Annotated in this window: 20 protein-coding genes and 1 pseudogene; 6 read left to right on the top strand and 15 right to left on the bottom strand. The window is 51.0% G+C overall.

Annotated features, from left to right (window positions below; all coding sequences use genetic code 11):
* Positions 1-68: 68 nt before the first annotated feature.
* The gene (locus IEW70_RS06725; RefSeq protein WP_188647167.1) at positions 69-671 is read left to right on the top strand and encodes a YitT family protein; all 603 of its coding nucleotides are present in this window, start codon (positions 69-71) and stop codon (positions 669-671) included.
* A gap of 88 nt (positions 672-759) precedes the next feature.
* Here the strand turns inward: IEW70_RS06725 and tatA are convergent, their stop codons facing one another.
* Together tatA and IEW70_RS06715 are read right to left on the bottom strand one after the other, a co-directional pair.
* Entirely contained in the window at positions 760-978 is a 219-nt protein-coding gene (tatA, locus tag IEW70_RS06720; protein WP_188647166.1) for a twin-arginine translocase TatA/TatE family subunit, read from the bottom strand.
* A 3-nt stretch (positions 979-981) separates the two neighbouring features.
* The gene (locus tag IEW70_RS06715) at positions 982-2,565 is read right to left on the bottom strand and encodes a PhoX family protein (RefSeq protein ID WP_188647165.1); all 1,584 of its coding nucleotides are present in this window, start codon (positions 2,563-2,565) and stop codon (positions 982-984) included.
* Between the two features lie 329 nt (positions 2,566-2,894).
* On the opposite strand from IEW70_RS06715, the gene IEW70_RS06710 reads away from it, so the two are divergent.
* Positions 2,895-3,659 (top strand): pyridoxamine 5'-phosphate oxidase family protein, encoded by a 765-nt coding sequence (locus IEW70_RS06710; RefSeq protein WP_229751862.1) that lies wholly within the window; start codon positions 2,895-2,897, stop codon positions 3,657-3,659.
* Positions 3,660-3,770: 111 nt separating this feature from the next.
* Positions 3,771-4,115, top strand: coding sequence for a cupin domain-containing protein (locus IEW70_RS06705; protein ID WP_188647164.1), 345 nt, complete (start codon positions 3,771-3,773; stop codon positions 4,113-4,115).
* 143 nt (positions 4,116-4,258) lie between these two features.
* On the opposite strand, the gene mltG (IEW70_RS06700) is transcribed toward IEW70_RS06705, so the two are convergent.
* The 13 genes from mltG (IEW70_RS06700) to IEW70_RS06640 form a co-directional block, all read right to left on the bottom strand.
* The gene (gene mltG / locus IEW70_RS06700; protein WP_188647163.1) at positions 4,259-5,335 is read right to left on the bottom strand and encodes an endolytic transglycosylase MltG; all 1,077 of its coding nucleotides are present in this window, start codon (positions 5,333-5,335) and stop codon (positions 4,259-4,261) included.
* A gap of 178 nt (positions 5,336-5,513) precedes the next feature.
* The gene (gene mltG / locus IEW70_RS06695) at positions 5,514-6,551 is read right to left on the bottom strand and encodes an endolytic transglycosylase MltG (RefSeq protein ID WP_188647162.1); all 1,038 of its coding nucleotides are present in this window, start codon (positions 6,549-6,551) and stop codon (positions 5,514-5,516) included.
* Between the two features lie 90 nt (positions 6,552-6,641).
* Positions 6,642-6,953 carry a DUF1292 domain-containing protein gene (locus tag IEW70_RS06690; RefSeq protein WP_188647161.1) on the bottom strand — a complete coding sequence of 104 codons (312 nt, stop codon included), beginning with the start codon at positions 6,951-6,953 and terminating at the stop codon, positions 6,642-6,644.
* An 8-nt stretch (positions 6,954-6,961) separates the two neighbouring features.
* On the bottom strand, positions 6,962-7,273 hold the full coding sequence (locus IEW70_RS06685; RefSeq protein WP_229751861.1) for a DUF1292 domain-containing protein: 312 nt from the start codon (positions 7,271-7,273) through the stop codon (positions 6,962-6,964).
* Positions 7,266-7,694 carry a Holliday junction resolvase RuvX gene (gene ruvX, locus IEW70_RS06680; RefSeq protein ID WP_188647159.1) on the bottom strand — a complete coding sequence of 143 codons (429 nt, stop codon included), beginning with the start codon at positions 7,692-7,694 and terminating at the stop codon, positions 7,266-7,268. Before ruvX ends, IEW70_RS06685 begins: the two co-directional genes overlap by 8 nt.
* 38 nt (positions 7,695-7,732) lie before the next feature.
* Positions 7,733-7,984, bottom strand: coding sequence for an IreB family regulatory phosphoprotein (locus IEW70_RS06675; RefSeq protein ID WP_188647333.1), 252 nt, complete (start codon positions 7,982-7,984; stop codon positions 7,733-7,735).
* Positions 7,985-8,215: 231 nt separating this feature from the next.
* Positions 8,216-10,840 (bottom strand): alanine--tRNA ligase, encoded by a 2,625-nt coding sequence (alaS, locus tag IEW70_RS06670; RefSeq protein WP_188647158.1) that lies wholly within the window; start codon positions 10,838-10,840, stop codon positions 8,216-8,218.
* A gap of 365 nt (positions 10,841-11,205) precedes the next feature.
* Positions 11,206-12,276, bottom strand: coding sequence for an AI-2E family transporter (locus tag IEW70_RS06665; RefSeq protein WP_188647157.1), 1,071 nt, complete (start codon positions 12,274-12,276; stop codon positions 11,206-11,208).
* A 123-nt stretch (positions 12,277-12,399) separates the two neighbouring features.
* Positions 12,400-12,627, bottom strand: coding sequence for a hypothetical protein (locus IEW70_RS06660; protein ID WP_188647156.1), 228 nt, complete (start codon positions 12,625-12,627; stop codon positions 12,400-12,402).
* A 20-nt stretch (positions 12,628-12,647) separates the two neighbouring features.
* Complete coding sequence (locus IEW70_RS06655; protein WP_188647332.1) at positions 12,648-12,845, bottom strand: YrzR-like zinc ribbon domain; 198 nt, start codon at positions 12,843-12,845, stop codon at positions 12,648-12,650.
* Between the two features lie 19 nt (positions 12,846-12,864).
* Positions 12,865-13,362, bottom strand: a complete 498-nt coding sequence (locus IEW70_RS06650; protein ID WP_188647155.1) for a PRC-barrel domain-containing protein — start codon at positions 13,360-13,362, stop codon at positions 12,865-12,867.
* Positions 13,363-13,426: 64 nt separating this feature from the next.
* Positions 13,427-15,682, bottom strand: a complete 2,256-nt coding sequence (gene recD2 / locus IEW70_RS06645) for an SF1B family DNA helicase RecD2 (protein ID WP_188647154.1) — start codon at positions 15,680-15,682, stop codon at positions 13,427-13,429.
* 328 nt (positions 15,683-16,010) lie between these two features.
* Positions 16,011-16,430, bottom strand: a complete 420-nt coding sequence (locus IEW70_RS06640; protein WP_188647153.1) for a DUF4395 domain-containing protein — start codon at positions 16,428-16,430, stop codon at positions 16,011-16,013.
* A 167-nt stretch (positions 16,431-16,597) separates the two neighbouring features.
* Between IEW70_RS06640 and IEW70_RS06635 the strand changes: the two genes are divergently transcribed.
* The 3 genes and pseudogenes from IEW70_RS06635 to IEW70_RS17815 all read left to right on the top strand — a co-directional run.
* Positions 16,598-17,161 carry a winged helix-turn-helix domain-containing protein gene (locus tag IEW70_RS06635; protein ID WP_229751860.1) on the top strand — a complete coding sequence of 188 codons (564 nt, stop codon included), beginning with the start codon at positions 16,598-16,600 and terminating at the stop codon, positions 17,159-17,161.
* Positions 17,162-17,195: 34 nt separating this feature from the next.
* Positions 17,196-17,432, top strand: coding sequence for a hypothetical protein (locus IEW70_RS06630; protein ID WP_188647152.1), 237 nt, complete (start codon positions 17,196-17,198; stop codon positions 17,430-17,432).
* Positions 17,433-17,574: 142 nt separating this feature from the next.
* A pseudogene (locus IEW70_RS17815) lies at positions 17,575-17,715 on the top strand (NAD-dependent dehydratase); the annotation flags it as partial.
* Between the last annotated feature and the right edge of the window lie 74 nt (positions 17,716-17,789).

Genomic DNA, 17,789 nt, shown 5'->3' with positions numbered 1-17,789 from the left:
CCCCGCATGACTGAGACAACGTTACACACCCTATAAAAATAACATCAGGAAAAAAAGCAGGGGATCGTATGTACCGACACGGAACGATCTGGCTCGGCGGCAGTCTGATCGGGCTGGGAGTGCAACTGTTTATCACCCCCCACCGCCTGTTGGACGGGGGCATTTTGGGAATTGCTCTGATCCTGCAATATCTGTGGGGGATGCACACCGGTTGTTCGATGATCCTGTTAAGTCTGCCGGTATTTATCTTTCTCAGTATAGTCAATCGAAAGATGCTGATCAGCGGCTTATACGGCATGCTGATCTCTTCCGGATGGATCGAGCTGTTGGAGCCTATGCGGGGGTGGCTCGATTGGAGCCTCCTTCCCAGCGCGCTGATCGGCGGATTGTTGATCGGGTGCGGCGTCGGACTGATGATGTGTTGTGAAACCAGCACCGGCGGTCTCGATCTCCTGGCCCAATGGATTGCCCAACATAAACGATGGAATGCGGGGCTGCTGATCTTCCTCTGGGATACCTGCATCCTCGCCTGCGGAAGCTGGTTTTTTGATCCGCTGCGCATTCTGTATACCTTCTTGACCGTCAGCTGTGCCGGTTTGGCTACCTCCCTCCTGCTTCTTTGGAAAAAGAACCCCTCTTATTGGATGGAAAAAACGAAGCCCAGCACGTGACATCACAGTCCGTGCCGGGCTTCGTTGTGTTTTGCTCGGTTTGGCTTTCGTTTTTTGCGGAGTGGTGAATCGATTGATACTCGGGAATTCAGATCCTTTTGGAAGAATCTTTCTGATCTGTTGCCGCTTCTTTTTTCTTTTCTTCCTTTTTGTCATCGTCACTGAAAATTCCCGATGTAGATTCCTTGAATTCCTTAATGGTTCGGCCGAAGGCCCGTCCCATCTCCGGCAAGCGCTTGGGTCCGAAGAGGATCAGCGCCAGCAACAGGATGAGGATGAGCCCCGGAAGTCCAATATTGGTTAGCATCGGTTAAAACCCCCGGACTGCCACCACCGCAGGTTTCGGGGTATCCCCATAAGGCCAACGGCTGGTGGGATTGTTCAGGTCGGTGGTTTCTTCACCCGGATGTTGTACCGCAATAAAGAGGGTTTTCTCATCCGGAGTAAACCACGGACCCGTCATTTCACATTGCACGGGGCCGGATGCAAATTGGAAGGCATCTCCTTTGTTCGGCCCCTGGGTCGGGATGAAAAACGCGCCGTTGTTTTTGAAGGTTTCATAGGGACCTTCTTGGTTCAACTTGTCGGAAGACATGTCGCAGAAGAGCCACAGGTTCCCTTTTTTATCGAAGCAGATGTTATCGGGGCAAGCAAATCCGCTCTTCGGTCCGCCGACAGCAAATACATCAAAGGAGAAAGTTTCCGACGCAGCATCTTTTCCGTCTTCGATGAAGCGAAGGATCTGGCCATAGTAGTTGCCGCGTGCCACATTGTTTGTCAAGGCAAGGTAGGGGCATCCGTCCACCGGATTTACCTCCACATCTTCCGGACGATCCAGCGGTGTTGCTCCCAGCAGTTTGGCCGCCTCTCGGGCGTTCACCAACACTTCGCCCTGGGTGCTGAACTTCTCCTTCAACTTCGGAGACTTTTCCAGATCCAGCGGCAACCATTTTCCTTCCTCCAAGTTGGCTGCATACAGGGTTCCTTCTTCCAACAACTTGCTGTTGCCTTTCCCTTTGGCCGGATCGTATTTCCCTTTGGAAACGAATTTGTAGAAGTGTTCATCCGCTTTGTCATCACCCATGTAGACGACCAACCGATTGTCCTTGGAAAGCGTCATTGCTGCATTTTCATGGGAGAATCGTCCCAGCGCCGTATGTTTTTTCGGCTTGGATTTGGGATCAAAGGGATCCACTTCGACGACCCAGCCGTAGTGGGTAAGGTTGCGACCCCAGCGTTTGGCATCTTCTTCAAAGTTTTCCTCACAAGTGAGCACCGTATCCCATTTGGTGCGGCCGCCGCTGCAGTTTGCATACGTTCCTTCCACTTCGGCCACGCCTCCGACTGCTTTGTCTCCGCGTGCCGGACCGGTTAGATCCATCGGAGTGTTAGCCGTAATCCGACGGGCGTATTTGGACTTCTTGTCCAACACCCATTTACCCTTTTCTTTCTTGATCTCGATGACCGATCCACCGAGGTTGTACTGCTCGATTTTGTGCTTCTCAGCCTCCGGGGTGTTTTCTGGATAAAGGAAGATTTTTCCGTCTCCGGTGTACTCATGGTTCACCCACAGCAAGCCGTGTTCCGAAGAGCCATTGATGGGAAAATACACCGTCAAGTCGCAGTTGAATCCGAATTTTTCCCCGTTGCCGATGTCATCGCCCCAAGCAGCTACGACATCATACGTAAAGCCTTTCGGCAAGACCAATTCGTCTTTGTCGGAAGGAGAGATCGGTTGAAAAGGTATACCCTTGGGTGTACCCGCCGTTGTGGCGGCTTGGGTTGCATCCGCCGCTTCCAGCACTTTATATACACCGGCGGCCGAACCGATCAATGCCGCGGTTCCTGCCCCCAAATAGGTCATAAACTTCCTTCTCGTAATCTTTTTATCCATACGGTTTCTCCTTTCATGTCTTCATGACGCAAAGGATCCGTTTCACATTCGACTGTACCGACCGATCGTTAACAAAGGTTTAAGTGGAAATAAATTTTGATTAAACCTACTCTGTTTTCCACAATATTTTCTGCGCTTCCAACGCATCATGCTATAATAATCGTATAAAAATTCTATTTATTATGTCAAAACTTGACACTCGAAGTTCTAGTCTTGCTATAATGAAAAAATCGATTGAGTCGGTTAGTGGTTTATTCCTTTACCCCTGTGGTAATGTGATGGAGGATGACCGAAGCGATTACAGACCGGAGAGGAAGGATGTCTTCCCTATGTGGACAAGATACTACAATCGCCTTGCCCGCAAATTTCAAAAGGGCAAGTCTTTGATTGCCCAGCAACTTGGTAACACTCCCTCAGCTTCTGTTGAAGAAAAAAGCGGTCTCCCGGATTCCCATCCTGAGATGCCGGGTTCTCGAGGGGAGCACTTGTTGCAAGAACGCTACGGTACGACCAAGCAAGCCCTCACCTTTTACAACTACCAAATGTTGGACCGGCTGAACGACATCATGAAAGAGTACATTGCGGAGCAGGAGATGGTGTTTATCGCCACTTCGGATGCCCGTGGAGAGTGTGACTGTTCGTTTCGTGCCGGTGAACCGGGATTTGTGCGCGTCCTTGATGATAAATATTTGATCTACCCGGAATACCGGGGCAACGGCGTAATGGCCAGCTTGGGAAATATCACGGAAAATCCCCACATCGGCATGGTGTTCATCGACTTTTTCCGTACAGCCGTCGGTCTTCATGTCAACGGCAAAGCGAAGATTTTTGAAAATGAGGATTTGCTGAGCCAACCCGGTTTGCCCGATGTCATCCGGCAGGACATCTTCACCGAGGGCGGGCGTACACCGGAGCGCTGGGTGATGGTGGAGGTAGAAGAAGCCTACATCCATTGCTCCAAGCACATCCCCCGCCTGAAGAAGCTGGATAAAGAAATTGATTGGGGAACGGACGATACCGTGAAAAAGGGCGGAGATTATTTTAAGGCCAAAAACGAAAAACGCCCTTGGGACGCTTTTGTCTCACAAAAATAAATCCTTTTTGTTCGGATTTTGATGTTAAATACCTGGTGACTCCGGGTATTTTTTTATTAAGCAATAACCGGGGGTGCTGCGGTTTGCGGTTCAACAGAAAGGATGAGTAGCTTGAAACGGACAAGACATTCGGTGCCTCATATAATGAACCGTTCGGGATATCAACAGTGGAGTTTCTGTGAACGGAGCAACATGCGCATCGTAATGGAAGAGTTGCTCCCCGAGAGCAAAACACCGGTAAAAACACACAACAACTTTCGCTTGCTGCTGTATGTATTGCAAGGTCGTGGTTTTATTCGGGTGGACGGACATCATTATCCCGTGGCACGGGATGAATGCGTGGAAATCCCCCCGGGGGCGCGACATCAGATTCATAATTGGGGTGATAACACTTTGCAATATTTGCTCGTCGGCGTACCGGAAGAAAAGGAAGATCAGGCCCCTTCTCTTCTCTGACCCTTCTATTCCCTGCCTAATGGTCCCTCCTACGGAAGACAGGAGATCCGCTGATGCCGAAAAAACCCCCGGTAAAAACCGGGGGAGGTTCATGACCATTCTTTTGATCACCACATTAATACTCTTCTGATCATCGCTCCCTATTATTGTGACGAGGAACCGTTGCCGGAGGAAGGCTCACCTTGACTCGAGGTCTGCCCCCGGGCTTCCTGTTTGCTGCGGAGGATATTGCGTTGGTGGTCCGCCTCAGTACGGGCGAAATAGTGGCGTCCCGAACCGTCTTTTCGCGTCACATAGAAGAAGTACTGGTGCTTTTCAGGGTTCAGGGCGGCTTTCAGCGCCTGCTTGCCGGGGTTGGAAATGGGGCCCGGCGGAAGTCCCGGGTACAAATAGGTGTTGTAGGGACTTCTCACTTTCAAATCCTTGAAATACAAGCGCTCTTTCTGTTTCCCAAGGGCGTACTGGACCGTTGCATCCACTTGCAGCTTCTTGCCAGTTTTCAATCGATTGTAGATCACTCCGGCAATACGGGGAAACTCGTCCTTCACCTGCCCCTCCCGCTCCACGATGGAAGCGATGGTGACCCATTCATCCACCGTCATATTTTTGGCCTTCAACTTTTGCAGGACTTGCTCCCGATCCATTTCTTGTTGAAACTGGTCCAACATTTTATCCACCAATTTTTCCGGGTCCGTGTTTTTGGACAAATTATAGGTGGAGGGATACAAGTATCCTTCTAACAAATATTTTCGCTTGCTGCTGTTGATGTGCCGCAGGAAGGGATGTCGGTACGTCCGTTGATTAACCGCTCGGTAAAAAGCCTCCTTGTCCACTCCTTTTTTCTGCAGCTCCTCAGCGATTTGGTCCACCGTATACCCTTCCGGGACGGTTAACCGCATCACATTGTTTTCGGCATGGGAGAAGATATCAAGGATTCCGTTCACATCCGTCCCCGGCGGAATCTCATATACACCGGGCTTCAAGGCCTTGGCTTGGCCTTTGACCATTGCGTAGGCGGCAAAAAACAGATCGTCGCGGATCAGTTTTTTCTTTTCCAACTGTGTACCTACTTGCATAATGGAGTCCCCTTGGGAAACTTCCACTTCCACAGGTTTTGTCCGGGGAGGTGAGCTTAACGTGTATTGGACATACATATATCCGAGCACGGACACTGCCGCAATCAACAGAAGAGTTACCATGAATCGTATGAACCACTTCATTGGTTTGTTCCCCTCTTGCTGTTTTTTCATACCGTTAGCATAACACAGCTCTCCTGTGGATGTTACCGGATTTTTGTACTATCTCATATCCGAAATTTTGCAGAAAAAGGGACAGAGCCCTTCTGTCCGCCGCAGAAGAGCTCTGTCGTTTTGAACCAGCAAACAATAAATCCCTTCATCAGTTGCTGCTGTTTTGCAACTGATTTTTGCTTTGGAAGATGTAGCGCCGGTGCTCCTGGAAGGTCTTCGCAAAATAGTGCTCTTGGGAGCCGTCTTTCTTTGTCACATAATACAGATACTGATGCTGCTCCGGTTCCAGCGCAGCCAAAAGGGCATCTTCCCCCGGGTTTGAAATGGGTCCCGGTGGAAGTCCGGTATGAAGATACGTGTTGTAGGGGCTTTGTTTCTCCAAGTCGCTATAGAGCACCCGGTTTTTATGCTCCCCTAAAGCATATTGCACCGTGGCATCCACTTGCAATCGCATGTCCTGATCCAAACGATTGTAAATCACCCCGGCAATCTTGGGCAGTTCCTCTTTTACCTGACCTTCCCTTTCAACGATGGAAGCCACATTCACCAACTGGTCCAGCGTCATATTGCGGCTTTCCAATCGATCCATGACCCGATTTTTTTTGAGAATCTGATCGAATTGGCCCAGCATCATATTGACGACATCCTCGGCTTTGGCATTTTTGGGGATGTTGTATGTACTCGGATAAAGGTAGCCTTCCAACCAATGACGGCGTTCTCTCCCTTTGGGAATCTCTTTGAGAAAGGCATAATCGTACTGCCCATGATCCACCGCCTCAAGGAACTCTTCCCGGTTGATCCCTTTGGTTTGCAGCCGGTTCGCAATCTGTTCGGTGGTAAACCCTTCCGGGATCGTCACGGGAATGGTATTTTGCTTTCCATGAGTAATCATGTCCAAAATGTCATCAATATCCATATCGGGACGTATTTCGTAAACACCCGCTTGCAGGCCTCGAGAACTTCCGGTCAGCCAGGAATATGTGCTGAAGAACCAATCTTTACGAATAAGTCCGTTTTCCATCAGAAGATGCCCGATATCTTCACTGGTAGCGCCGGGCTGAATGGATAAGGTGACAGGCTTGTCTCGGGGAGGGGAGCTCAGAGAATGATCCACATAAATATAGGCCAACGTAGACCATGCCGCGAATAGGATGATCGTATACACAAATCGCATCAGCCATCTCATCATGGGTACTCCTTCGCTCACAATTTGACATCAGGCTTTATGGTAACACAGCTTACCAAAAAAAATAACGGGGATTTTCCCCGTCATTCGTCACCATTCGTCAAAATAGAGCATTTCGTCTATGGCATCCGCCACTTGTTCCCATTCGTAGTCGTCTTCCACATGCTCTAAAGAGTATTCGCCTGCTTGGTCCGTGACCCGGAAAAGATACGCATCATGACCGGAATCATCCCAGGGACACATAACGGCATAGTGCTTACCGTTTAGGTCCAGTTCTTTAAGAAGCCGATAGCGGGTGTCCTGCTCGCTCTTCCCTGAAGGGAGTGTGATATCGACCCCTCGCGCCTGTTCCAGCATATCCATTTTTTGAGCTTTTGTCCGCCGGGGATTCCTTTCTTTCATAGGAAGATTCACTCCGTCTCTTCGTCTTCTTGGAAGGTATTCAGCACTTCCTCTACCATATCCCATTCATCATCATCTTCAATGGTAAACAGCTTCAGTTGTTCGCCTTCTTCTTCATACCGGAAAGCGTACACATCTTGTTCCACTATGTCGTCATTACCCTGCACTTGGGCGTCTTCATCCTCTTCTGGAGCGACCACCATGTATTGGTTTCCCGTCTCATCATGCTCAAACGTCAGGATGATTCGAAATCGCTCCTTTTCTCCCTCTTCATTGGTGATAAAAATAAACTCATCTTCCGGATGACTGTAATTACTCAATAGTATGCCTCCTTCGAGCATCCAAATATCCCTGCAAAATCCAGGATGCCGCCATTTGATCCACTACTTTTTTCCGCTTTTTGCGGCTGATGTCCGCCTCGATCAACGTCCGTTCCACAGCCATGGTTGAGAGCCGCTCATCCCACAAATGAACAGGCAGGGAGAAGCGCTGCCTGATCTTCTCTGCAATTTCTCGGCACGCTTCTCCCCGCTGACCGATACTGCCGTCCATATTACGGGGAAATCCAACAACGATGCTGTTCACCTGGTAACTCTCGATCAATTGACCCAGGCGTTCCAACCAGCTGTCGTCCCCGTTTGGACGCCGAATGATTTCCACCCCTTGAGCAGTCCAACCCAATTCATCGCTAATCGCGACGCCAATCCGTTTTTCGCCGATATCCAAACCCAACACCCGCATGTCTTCACTCCTGCTTTTTACCTATTGACGGGCACTAATCAGCTGTGGTTCTCCAAATAGGATTTCACCAATTCCTCCAACAATTCATCCCGTTCCAGCTTTCGAATCAATGCCCGCGCATTGTTGTGCCGGGGAATGTAGGCGGGATCCCCCGACAACAAATACCCCACGATCTGGTTGATCGGATTGTACCCTTTTTCTTTCAAAGCATGATACACCGTTAGCAGCACTTCTTCTGCGCTCGCTTCCAGCTCCTCGCCACGGAAATCAAACTTCATGGTTTTATCCATGGACAATCTAAACACCTCTTTCTATCTTTGAATCTCACCTTTCCTGAACATTCGCCTTACAAGGATGCATTTCCTCTTTTTCCTTCTTTCTGCCCGTGGATGTTTTCAAGGGAACGAGAGAATCTTCCATTCACACAGCCGGTCGCCGCACTAGGTCCGTCAAAATGGTGTTCATTATCTTCGTTTTCTTCATGAGAAAACCAATCCGCCATACCACCGCTTTTTAAAACATTACACCTGAGCCCCTACCCAATCGCGGGCGGCTTGCAGCGCTTCATCCAATTTGGAAGGATCTTTGCCGCCGGCCTGAGCCATATCCGGACGGCCTCCTCCTCCACCGCCGCATCGGGTCGCTACCTCTTTGACCAACTTCCCTGCATGAAGTCCCTGTTTGACATAATCGGGGCTGACGCTGGCAACCAACTGCACTTTGCCGCCATTGACAGCGCCTAAGATGATGACGCCTTCTTTCAGCTGATTCTTCAGATCGTCCATCATATTGCGCAGCCCGTCCATATCCGGAACGTCCACTTTGGCTGTCAATACGGGAACACCTTTTACTTCTTCCACTTGATTCACCAAGCTTTGTCCTTCCAGCCGGTTCAGTTTGCTGCGAAGGGATTCGGTTTCCCGGTTCAATTCTTTTATGCGGCTTTGCAAAGCATCGACCCGATCCACGACATCCGCCGGGTTGGATTTCAGTTTGGCTGCCACTTGCTGCAGCAGGGCCATTTGTTTTTCAAAGTAGCGGAAGGCGTGTTGTCCGGTCACTGCTTCGATCCGGCGCACCCCGGAGCCGATCCCGCTCTCGCTGATAATCTTGAACAACCCGATTTCACTGGTCTGGTTGACGTGGGTACCGCCACACAGTTCGAGACTGTAATCGCCCACTTTGACAACACGTACCTCATTCCCGTATTTTTCACCAAAAAGAGCCATAGCACCCATCGCTTTTGCTTCGGCCAACGGCTTCACCATCGTCTCCACAGGAAGGTTGGACCAGATCTGACGGTTGACCCGCTCTTCCACTTCCCGGCGCTCTTCTTCCGTCAACGGATCGATGTGGGTAAAGTCAAACCGCAGACGTTCCGCTGCCACCAGCGAACCTGCCTGGTTGGCGTGTTCGCCGACCACTTCTTTCAACGCTTTATGCAAAAGGTGTGTGGCGGTATGGTTTTTCACAATATCCCGTCGCTGGGCACTATCGATTTCAGCCCGTACCTCTTCCCCTTGTCGGATGGTGCCTTCTTCCACCACGGCGGTGTGAACGTGCTCCCCGTTGGGGCCTTTCTTCACATTTTTCACCCGTAGACGGGCCCGGGAAGAGACGATCGTCCCCTGGTCGGCCACCTGTCCGCCGCTTTCAGCATAGAAGGGAGTTTGCTCCAACACGATCAGGCAGGTTTCACCGGCTCCCACCATATCCACCAACTGATCCTCATGGATCAAGGCAGCCACACGGGTATCCGTGCTCCACTTGGTATATCCCACAAACTCGGACTGTACATCCAAGTCCGCCAGAGCACCGCCCTGGACTTGCATGCTGTCTACATCCTGTCGGGCCTCACGGGCACGTTCCCGCTGGGCTTCCATCGCTGCGGCGAAACCGTCTTTATCCACATTCAGCCCGTTTTCCCGGGCGAAATCCTCGGTGAGATCCACCGGGAAGCCGTAGGTATCATACAAGGTGAAAGCCTCTTGACCGGTGATGATATCCCTGCCCTCCGCTTTCGCCTTTTCCACCACTTCGCTCAAAATGCGCAATCCCTCGGACAAGGTTTCCAGGAAGCGCTCCTCTTCTCCTTCGATGACGCGCTCGATAAACGCTTGTTTTTGTGCCGGTTCGGGATAATATTCCTTCATCCCTTCCGCCACAACACCGGTCAACCGATAGAGAAACGGACGCTCAATACCGAGTACCCGGGCATAGCGTACCGCGCGGCGCAGCAAGCGGCGCAGCACATATCCGCGCCCTTCGTTGGAGGGAACCACGCCATCACCGATGGCGAATACGATGGTCCGCACGTGGTCAGCAATCACCTTCAGCGCAATGTCCGTTTCCCGGTCCGTGCCGTATTCCACCCCGGCTTCTTTGCAGGTAGCCTGGATAATCGGCTGGAACAAGTCGGTGTCGTAGTTGGTAGGCACATCTTGCATGACGGAAGCCATCCGTTCCAACCCCATGCCGGTATCGATGTTTTTCTTGGGCAGCGGGGTATAACTGCCGTCGGGGTTGTGGTTGTACTGGGAGAACACCAGGTTCCAGATTTCCAGATAGCGCTCGTTTTCCCCGCCGGGATAACATTCGGGATCATCAGGATCACAGAGGTGCTCTCCACGGTCATAAAAAATCTCCGTATTGGGTCCGCTCGGCCCTTCTCCGATATCCCAAAAGTTCTCTTTCAACTTGACGATCCGTTCTGAGGGAATGCCCACTTGTTCATTCCAGATCCTATAGGCTTCATCGTCTTCCGGATGGATGGTGACCGAGAGCTTTTCCGGGTCCAACCCCATCCACTTGGGATCAGTCAAAAACTCCCATGCCCACAGAATCGCTTCTTCTTTGAAATAGTCTCCAATAGAGAAGTTGCCCAGCATCTCAAAGAAGGTATGGTGGCGGGCAGTATAACCCACATTTTCGATGTCATTGGTACGAATCGCTTTCTGCGCATTGACGATCCGGGGATTCTCCGGTTTTACCCGTCCGTCAAAGTACTTTTTCAGCGTAGCCACTCCGCTGTTGATCCACAACAACGACGGATCATCTACCGGCACCAGGGATGCGCTCGGCTCCACTCGGTGTCCTTTTTCCTTGAAAAATTGCAGGTACTTGCGTCGAATCTCATTTGCTTTCATCTAGGCGCCCTCCTTTGAAAAAATCCAACAAAAAAACCCTTCCCTCCCCTTTTTCAGGGACGAGAAAGGCTCCCGCGGTACCACCCCGATTACTGCCTGCGATCGATTCAGCAAAGTTCATATGTAACCGATCCAGATCGCTTTTGCCGGTACATACTTTGCAGACAGTCACTTCAAGGGATAACGGCGTTAGCCGGCAGGCTCTTCACCTGCACTCGGGAACTGGCTTTCAACCGCCTGCACCGAAGGAGCCTTCCAGCCAAGGGCTCCTCTCTCTGCAACGGGAGAACGGTCTACTTCGGTTCCGTCATCGCATTCTGCTCTCAAGCTTGTCTATTTATATTATACTACGAAACCTCCCCGCTTCAAACCTGTCCTTTGAAACGATGAGCAACGATGTGTCCGAAGATTACTTTGAGGATCGCGAAAAAGGGCACGGCCAAAATCAATCCGATGATCCCGCCGATCTCTCCTCCCACCAACAACGCAAAGATGATCATCATCGGGTGCAAATGAAGCGTCCGCCCCACAATCTGCGGCGAGAGGACATTCCCTTCCAGCACTTGCACGATCAGGTTGACGATCACCACACCGAATACCAATTCTTTGGATACGGTAAAACCAACCAATATCGCCGGAATCGCTCCAAAAAAGGGGCCCAGATAGGGAATCACGTTAAACACCGCTACCAATGCCGCCAACAACAAAGCATAGGGCAAGCCGATAATCAAATATCCGATATAGGCGAACATCCCCACCGCCGCACAAACCAACAGCTGACCGCGAATGTAGTTGCCCAGGGCGCTGTCGATGTCCTTGATTAAACGATGCGCTTCTTTCCGGCTTTTGAGCGGGAGCCATTTAATCAGAGTGCTTTCAATGGAGTGCACATCCTTCAGCATATAAAAAGCCAAAAAAGGGACGATTAACGCTAAAAATAGATGATTGATTGTTGAGCCCAGACTCCCCATCAAATCGCCTACTCCGTCGGTAATGGCCGCTTCGATGCGATTCAAAGTCTTTTCAATCCCCGCCTGTACACTCTCCGGCAATGCATCTTTATTGTGATTGTACTGCTCAATCCAGGACTGCACCTGCTGGTTCCATTGAGGAAAGTGTTCGATGATTTCTTGCAACTGGGCATTGAGTAAGGGAACCAAATTCAAGATGACAATCACAATACAAGTGATAAACAGCGAATAGATGAGCAGCACCGCTACCGAACGGGGAACGGCCCGGTTACTTAACATATTTACAATCGGATTGAGCAGATAGGAAATAATGACCGCTACAAAAAAGGGGCCCAGTACTGCCTTAAAAAACAGGAAAATTCCCGTAATCATCGGCTCGATCTGAAGCAACATATACAGGATACCGAGAAAAACCAAAGTGAGCAGCGACCAAAAAAACAACCGGCTCTGGGTTAAGCGTTCCATGCCCACGCAACCTCCCGGGACTCGTCTGTTACAGTATATGTCCAAGTCAGGGGGTTTCATGAAAAATCCCCTGAACCGGAGTTCAGGGGATTGGGAAGGATGGATGTTTTCACGGTGATTGAATCAGGCCACGCGTCGAAGCCATTTGCGGCCTACAACACGGGAGACAATACTGGCCAACTTGACCTGCAATCGGGCTCGCTTTAACCAACGGGGCGATGATAAATTACCCATTCCCGTCATCATTCTGCCCAACATGTTTTTCATGGGAGTGCGGGATCGCAAAGCCCGCGCAGCCATGACGGCTATGCTCCCAATCAACAAGGTGGAAAAGATTCGCCGCCGTTTCAAATGGAATTCCCCTTTCAATGTCACATGGACATCCGGTCTTGGCCTTCCTCTAGAAACAGATCGTTCAGGGAGCTCAGGCTCCCGTCCTCCTCCACTTGGTAAACGGACTGAATCTCGCCGTTTACCACCGACAACTCGATAAAACAGCTCCAACAGTAAAACTGATTGGTCCCCACTTTGCCAATATCGTGGGAATGACAGTTGGGACAGCGAAGCATGGACAACACCTGGCTTTCTTCAAACGTCCGCAAGCTGTCCGGCGGAAGGGGAGATCAGCACGTCTCCACCCCAAATGAGCGGGACGAGCGGTTGAAACACCTTGCGTCCGTGACGCCAATCGGTCAACATCCCCTCGGACAACTCGTACCCCAACAGGGTTCCCAACTTTTCATGGAAATAGACGTTTTCTACAGCACCCAATTCATTGCCGTCATCCGACATTACTGAGCGCCCTTTTAAGTGGTGTTGTCCCGTCAGCAAACCCGTCCAGCGGCTTTGTTCTCCGTCCAGTGCTTTGAGCGCCTCTTCGCTGTCCACCACCACCGCGTCGGTACCAAAAGAACCTACCCTTTCAGCAGGAATGTACCGTCCGCGGCGCATCCATCCTCCACATTCCAGCAAGACGCCCCGAAGGCGCTGCTGTTCATTAAACAGAAGGTCACACACGGTTCCCAACCGTTTGCCCGTCTGGACGTGAATCACCGGCAAGCCGATCACATCTTGGGATCTGCGCAAGGATCATCCTCCTTCCGCTATCCCTTAGTATGAACCCGACGAATTCCTCCATGCAGGGGGATCATTACCATTCTCCATGTAACAAATCCACCAGCTGGCTGTTCCGTTTCACCTGATCCTGCCGGCCTACTCCGAAGGAAAGAGCATCCACTTCCCCGCACAAAATCAGGTAAGATTTGCTGCGGGTGATCCCGGTATAGATCAGATTTCGCTGTAACATGCGACGATATGCCATTAACACGGGGAAAATGACGATCGAAAACTCGGATCCCTGGGATTTATGAACGGAACATGCATAAGACAGAGAGAGCTGCCCCAGTTGACTCCGTTTATAAGGTACTTCCTGCCGGTCAAACTGAACCCAAACCACAGGCTGATCCTGTTGGGCTTTCTCGTCAATCGCCACGATCTGTCCCATGTCGCCGTTATATACGGGGTGCTCCGGATGGTTGACCAGCTGCAATACCTTATCTCCCATGCGGAACACCGACTCCCCCCAGGAAATTTCCTTTTTCCCTTCGGATTTCGGATTAACTGCCTCCTGGATCGCTTCGTTGATCCGGTTGACCCCTGCCGGACCCTTATACATCGGGGCCAACACTTGGACGTCAAACAGGGTGTACCCTCGGTTCAACGCTTCCGTATAAGTTTGTAAGATCACATCCACTGCCTGATCCCGTTTACAGGGAAAAAAGCGACGGTCGGGCTGGGGCTTCAGGATATCGTCAGGCACTTCCCCTCTTTTCAGCGCGTGCGCCAGGGGAACAATCGAGGAGTCCGATTCCTGCCGGAAAATGTCGGTCAACTCTACTCGCGGAATCTCCTTCATCTGAAGCAAATCCTCTAACACCTTCCCCGGACCCACCGAGGGGAGTTGATCGTCATCCCCCACCAACACCACTTGCATCCCTTTGGGGACCGCCCGAAACAGCTGGTTGGCCAGCCAGACGTCCAACATGGATACCTCGTCCACGATTAAGAGTGAGCCTTCAATAGGATGATCCTGATCCCGCTCAAAAAAGTCGCCCCGCCAACCCAACAGTCGGTGAATCGTCATCGCAGGCATTCCCGTCGCTTCCGACATCCGCTTGGCTGCCCGTCCGGTCGGTGCCACTAACCGGATCGGATAAGGTTTATCCGACGCTTCATAAGCAGCGGGGTCCAGAGTACAATCATTCAATTTGGCAAACAAATGGCAAATCCCTTGAATCACCGTAGTTTTCCCGGTCCCCGGACCTCCGGTGAGGATCATCAACGGCGATTGGATCGCTGTGATCATTGCCTCCCGTTGCCGATCGGCATAGGCCACCTTCAACTCTTCTTCGATCTCCCCCACCGCTTTATAAAGCTCGTGAGCCGGGACTTCTTCGATCTCCTGTTCCAACCACCGCTTCACCCTTACGGCGACCCCGTGCTCGGCAAAATACAAGGAGGGGAGATAGTACTTGCCGTGATCCTCCAAGATACGCTCTTCTTCCACCATTTGTTTCAGGTAAATCGACCGTTTATCGGGGGGAAAAAGCTCATCGGCGTCTTTCTGCAACAGTTGTCCCACTTCTTCATCCAATTGCTCCTGGGTCACATAAACATGCCCATAAGATAAAGATGCTTCCTGGATGGCAAACAAAGCCGCCGCCTGATAGCGCTCGGGAGCATCCGCAGGCAATCCCGCCTGCCTTGCCAACTCATCCGCACGGCGAAAGCCCACCCCTTCCACTTCATCGATCAGGCGATAGGGATTTTCTTTGATCACCTGAATGGTGGCATCTTTGTAGGTTTGGACGATTTTCAAGGCGGTAGCCGGACCGATGCCAAATTGATACAAATACACCATCGCTTGTTCCAGTGCCTGATGCTCCCGCAGACTGTCGGCAATCGTCTGTCCCCTGGCCGCTGTCACTCCTGGCACATCCATCAGAACATCGGGGTTGGCAGCAATCTTTTCCAGCGCATTCGGCCCCAGCTGATTTACAATCTTTTCCGCAGTCTTTTTACCCACTCCGGGAAACAAGCCGCTGGACAAATATTTCACGACTGCTTCCGAAGAGCGGGGCAACACTTTTTTGATATGGTGCACTTGATACTGGCGTCCATAACGGGGATGATCCCGCCATTCTCCGTGGCACATCACGGTCTCATCAGGATGGGGACGCATCATGGTACCGACCACGACGACTTCGTCCGTATCCAGCTCTTCCGTCGCCTCCTCCACCCGCATCAAAAAAACGCCGAAATGATTTTCCTCGTTATAAAAAATCTCCTGCACCAGAGATCCTTTCAGATAATGTTCCTCAAACAGATTGAGGCCCACTTGTTCCATTGCCTTCGCACCTCTGCCGGACAAATGTTCTTATTCCAGTATAGAGGGAAATGGAAACGGATGCTATAGATCAGGGGGCAAAAATACTTCACTCCTTTTGGGCCTTGAAAAATCAGGGGAAAGCGAATCCGTCTTCGAACCGGATATTTCCCGGGGAAATTCATAATCAGATAAGATTTCAGCTTGATTGGGGTACGAATGTATGAAGAGGAAGCGTGTAGAAAAAGGACGGCGAGAAAGCTTCATTTCAAAGGGTGCCTCTCTGCGGAATTTCCTAGTTGCATACAAATCCAGACAAAATCGCTCTATGTCACAGAAATACAAGGCATCATTCTCCGGCTTTCTTTCGCCGGTGCCGCCATTGGAGGTATTGGAAACGGATAAAGCAGCCGATGCAAAAGCCGAGCAGGGCGATGGCAGCTGCCAGCCCGACCAGGACGGCAAAGGCGTAACCCACCGCAGGAAGACCGGCCAGGAAGCCGAGCAGGGAGAGAGTGAGGCAGATCACCGCGATCCACTGGTTGAACCGCTGTTGGTCCGCATCCTCCTGCTGATACTCCGAAAGGGGCTTTTTCAAAAACGGGGGGATCAGGTAGAAAAGCGGATTGCGACGAAAAGCCAAACTGTATGCCCCGAAAGCCAACGGAACGACCAGAATCCAATACGCACCCGATACCAGCGCGATAAGGACGGATACTACCTGAAACCACTGGTTGGCCCGGACAAAGGGGACGGGAATTCCGTTCATCATTTCTCCCTCCAGAAAACCAAGTAATCCAATTTTTTATTATATTTTACTATGGATGTATATAGCATTTCCATATCTATTTCAATTCTAAAATAATTTAGACATTTTCACGCCTACGTAATAAACTATTTTTACGTGAATATATTATTTTATAAGGAGATGGAGATATGGAAAAAATACAAGAGACTTATGTGGTGGAATCCCAGGAACAGGCGAGTTGTTTATTGCACCCTTTGCGGGGCGAAATTTTGTCCCGGCTCTGCTCTCCTGCCTCTGCCGCGCAAGTGGCACGCTCCTTGAACGAACCGCCCCAACGGATCAACTACCATATCAAAGCATTGGAAAAAGCCAATCTGGTCCGGCGGGTGGGTACCCGCCAAGTTCGCAATCTGGTGGAGGTTCTATACCAAGCGGTCGCCCGAAACTATTTGTTATCGGACACGTTGGGATGGGGTGCCGATACGGTTCAGAAGCTGAAAGATCAATCCTCTCTCCGACATGTGTACACCACCGCCGAGCGCCTGAAACGGGATGCACTCCGATTGATGGAACAGACGGAAGCGGGCCAAGAGATTCCCAGTGCAACGTTGGATGCGGTGATTCAGCTAGCGGATGAAAATCACCGGGAAGCTTTTGTTCAGGACTATATCCGCCTAATGAAGCAGCTGATTCAGAAATACCAAAAAAAAAAGCAGGTCAACCATCTAACTATCCCTATCAAGTGCGTCTGACTGTATACCCCTTTCCGGAACAGGAGGAATTAACGTGAGCGAAAAAGAGCAGCAATCCATTGTTCGCTGGAAGAACCCCTCCCCCCACACGAAAGAAACCCACTACGACCGGATCATTCCGTTCCCCGGTGAAACCTCCAGCAAAGAATCGACATTAACGGTTTGGACGGTACAGCCGAATGAAACCGCCCCTGTCAAGATAACTCAAGTTTCTTCCGGTTTTGGCAAGGGTCCAAGGGCATACAGCCACCTGTTTTCTCAAGCTGCGTGACGTCTCCCTACGGCTAAGCACCCCCAGAGCACTTCCTGCGGATGCCGGGGGCTTCTCAAAGCATTCGAGGGCAGCCGCTTTGGACAAGGGATTGGTGCCGGGCAACCGAGTAAACAAATAGGAGGGGGTTTTCTGTGCACTTATTGATCTTGGGAGGCAATTTTGGGGCCGTCATGTCGTGGAGGCTGCGGTAGCCGAAGGGCATGAAGTCACGTTGTTCAACCGGGGCAACCACCCGGATATGTTTCCGGAGTTGGAACAACTGCAGGGAGATAGGGAAAACCCCTCTCTATGGAAGGTGGTGGGACCACCCGCTCTTAGCTTCTACCATGGTCTATTTGAGTGTAAACCCGTATA

Origin of the sequence: Marinithermofilum abyssi (assembly GCF_014641195.1) — a bacterium.
Lineage (GTDB): Bacteria > Bacillota > Bacilli > Thermoactinomycetales > DSM-45169 > Marinithermofilum > Marinithermofilum abyssi.
This window is presented reverse-complemented; position numbering and strand designations above follow the sequence as displayed.

Coding starts and splice junctions, on each gene's coding strand:
- IEW70_RS06725 (WP_188647167.1), top strand. CDS start 69: ATGTACCGACACGGAACGATCTGGCTCGGCGGCAGTCTGATCGGGCTG.
- tatA (WP_188647166.1), bottom strand. CDS start 978: ATGCTAACCAATATTGGACTTCCGGGGCTCATCCTCATCCTGTTGCTG.
- IEW70_RS06715 (WP_188647165.1), bottom strand. CDS start 2,565: ATGGATAAAAAGATTACGAGAAGGAAGTTTATGACCTATTTGGGGGCA.
- IEW70_RS06710 (WP_229751862.1), top strand. CDS start 2,895: ATGTGGACAAGATACTACAATCGCCTTGCCCGCAAATTTCAAAAGGGC.
- mltG (WP_188647163.1), bottom strand. CDS start 5,335: ATGAAGTGGTTCATACGATTCATGGTAACTCTTCTGTTGATTGCGGCA.
- mltG (WP_188647162.1), bottom strand. CDS start 6,551: ATGAGATGGCTGATGCGATTTGTGTATACGATCATCCTATTCGCGGCA.
- IEW70_RS06690 (WP_188647161.1), bottom strand. CDS start 6,953: ATGAAAGAAAGGAATCCCCGGCGGACAAAAGCTCAAAAAATGGATATG.
- ruvX (WP_188647159.1), bottom strand. CDS start 7,694: ATGCGGGTGTTGGGTTTGGATATCGGCGAAAAACGGATTGGCGTCGCG.
- IEW70_RS06675 (WP_188647333.1), bottom strand. CDS start 7,984: ATGGATAAAACCATGAAGTTTGATTTCCGTGGCGAGGAGCTGGAAGCG.
- alaS (WP_188647158.1), bottom strand. CDS start 10,840: ATGAAAGCAAATGAGATTCGACGCAAGTACCTGCAATTTTTCAAGGAA.
- IEW70_RS06665 (WP_188647157.1), bottom strand. CDS start 12,276: ATGGAACGCTTAACCCAGAGCCGGTTGTTTTTTTGGTCGCTGCTCACT.
- IEW70_RS06655 (WP_188647332.1), bottom strand. CDS start 12,845: ATGCTTCGCTGTCCCAACTGTCATTCCCACGATATTGGCAAAGTGGGG.
- recD2 (WP_188647154.1), bottom strand. CDS start 15,682: ATGGAACAAGTGGGCCTCAATCTGTTTGAGGAACATTATCTGAAAGGA.
- IEW70_RS06640 (WP_188647153.1), bottom strand. CDS start 16,430: ATGAACGGAATTCCCGTCCCCTTTGTCCGGGCCAACCAGTGGTTTCAG.
- IEW70_RS06635 (WP_229751860.1), top strand. CDS start 16,598: ATGGAAAAAATACAAGAGACTTATGTGGTGGAATCCCAGGAACAGGCG.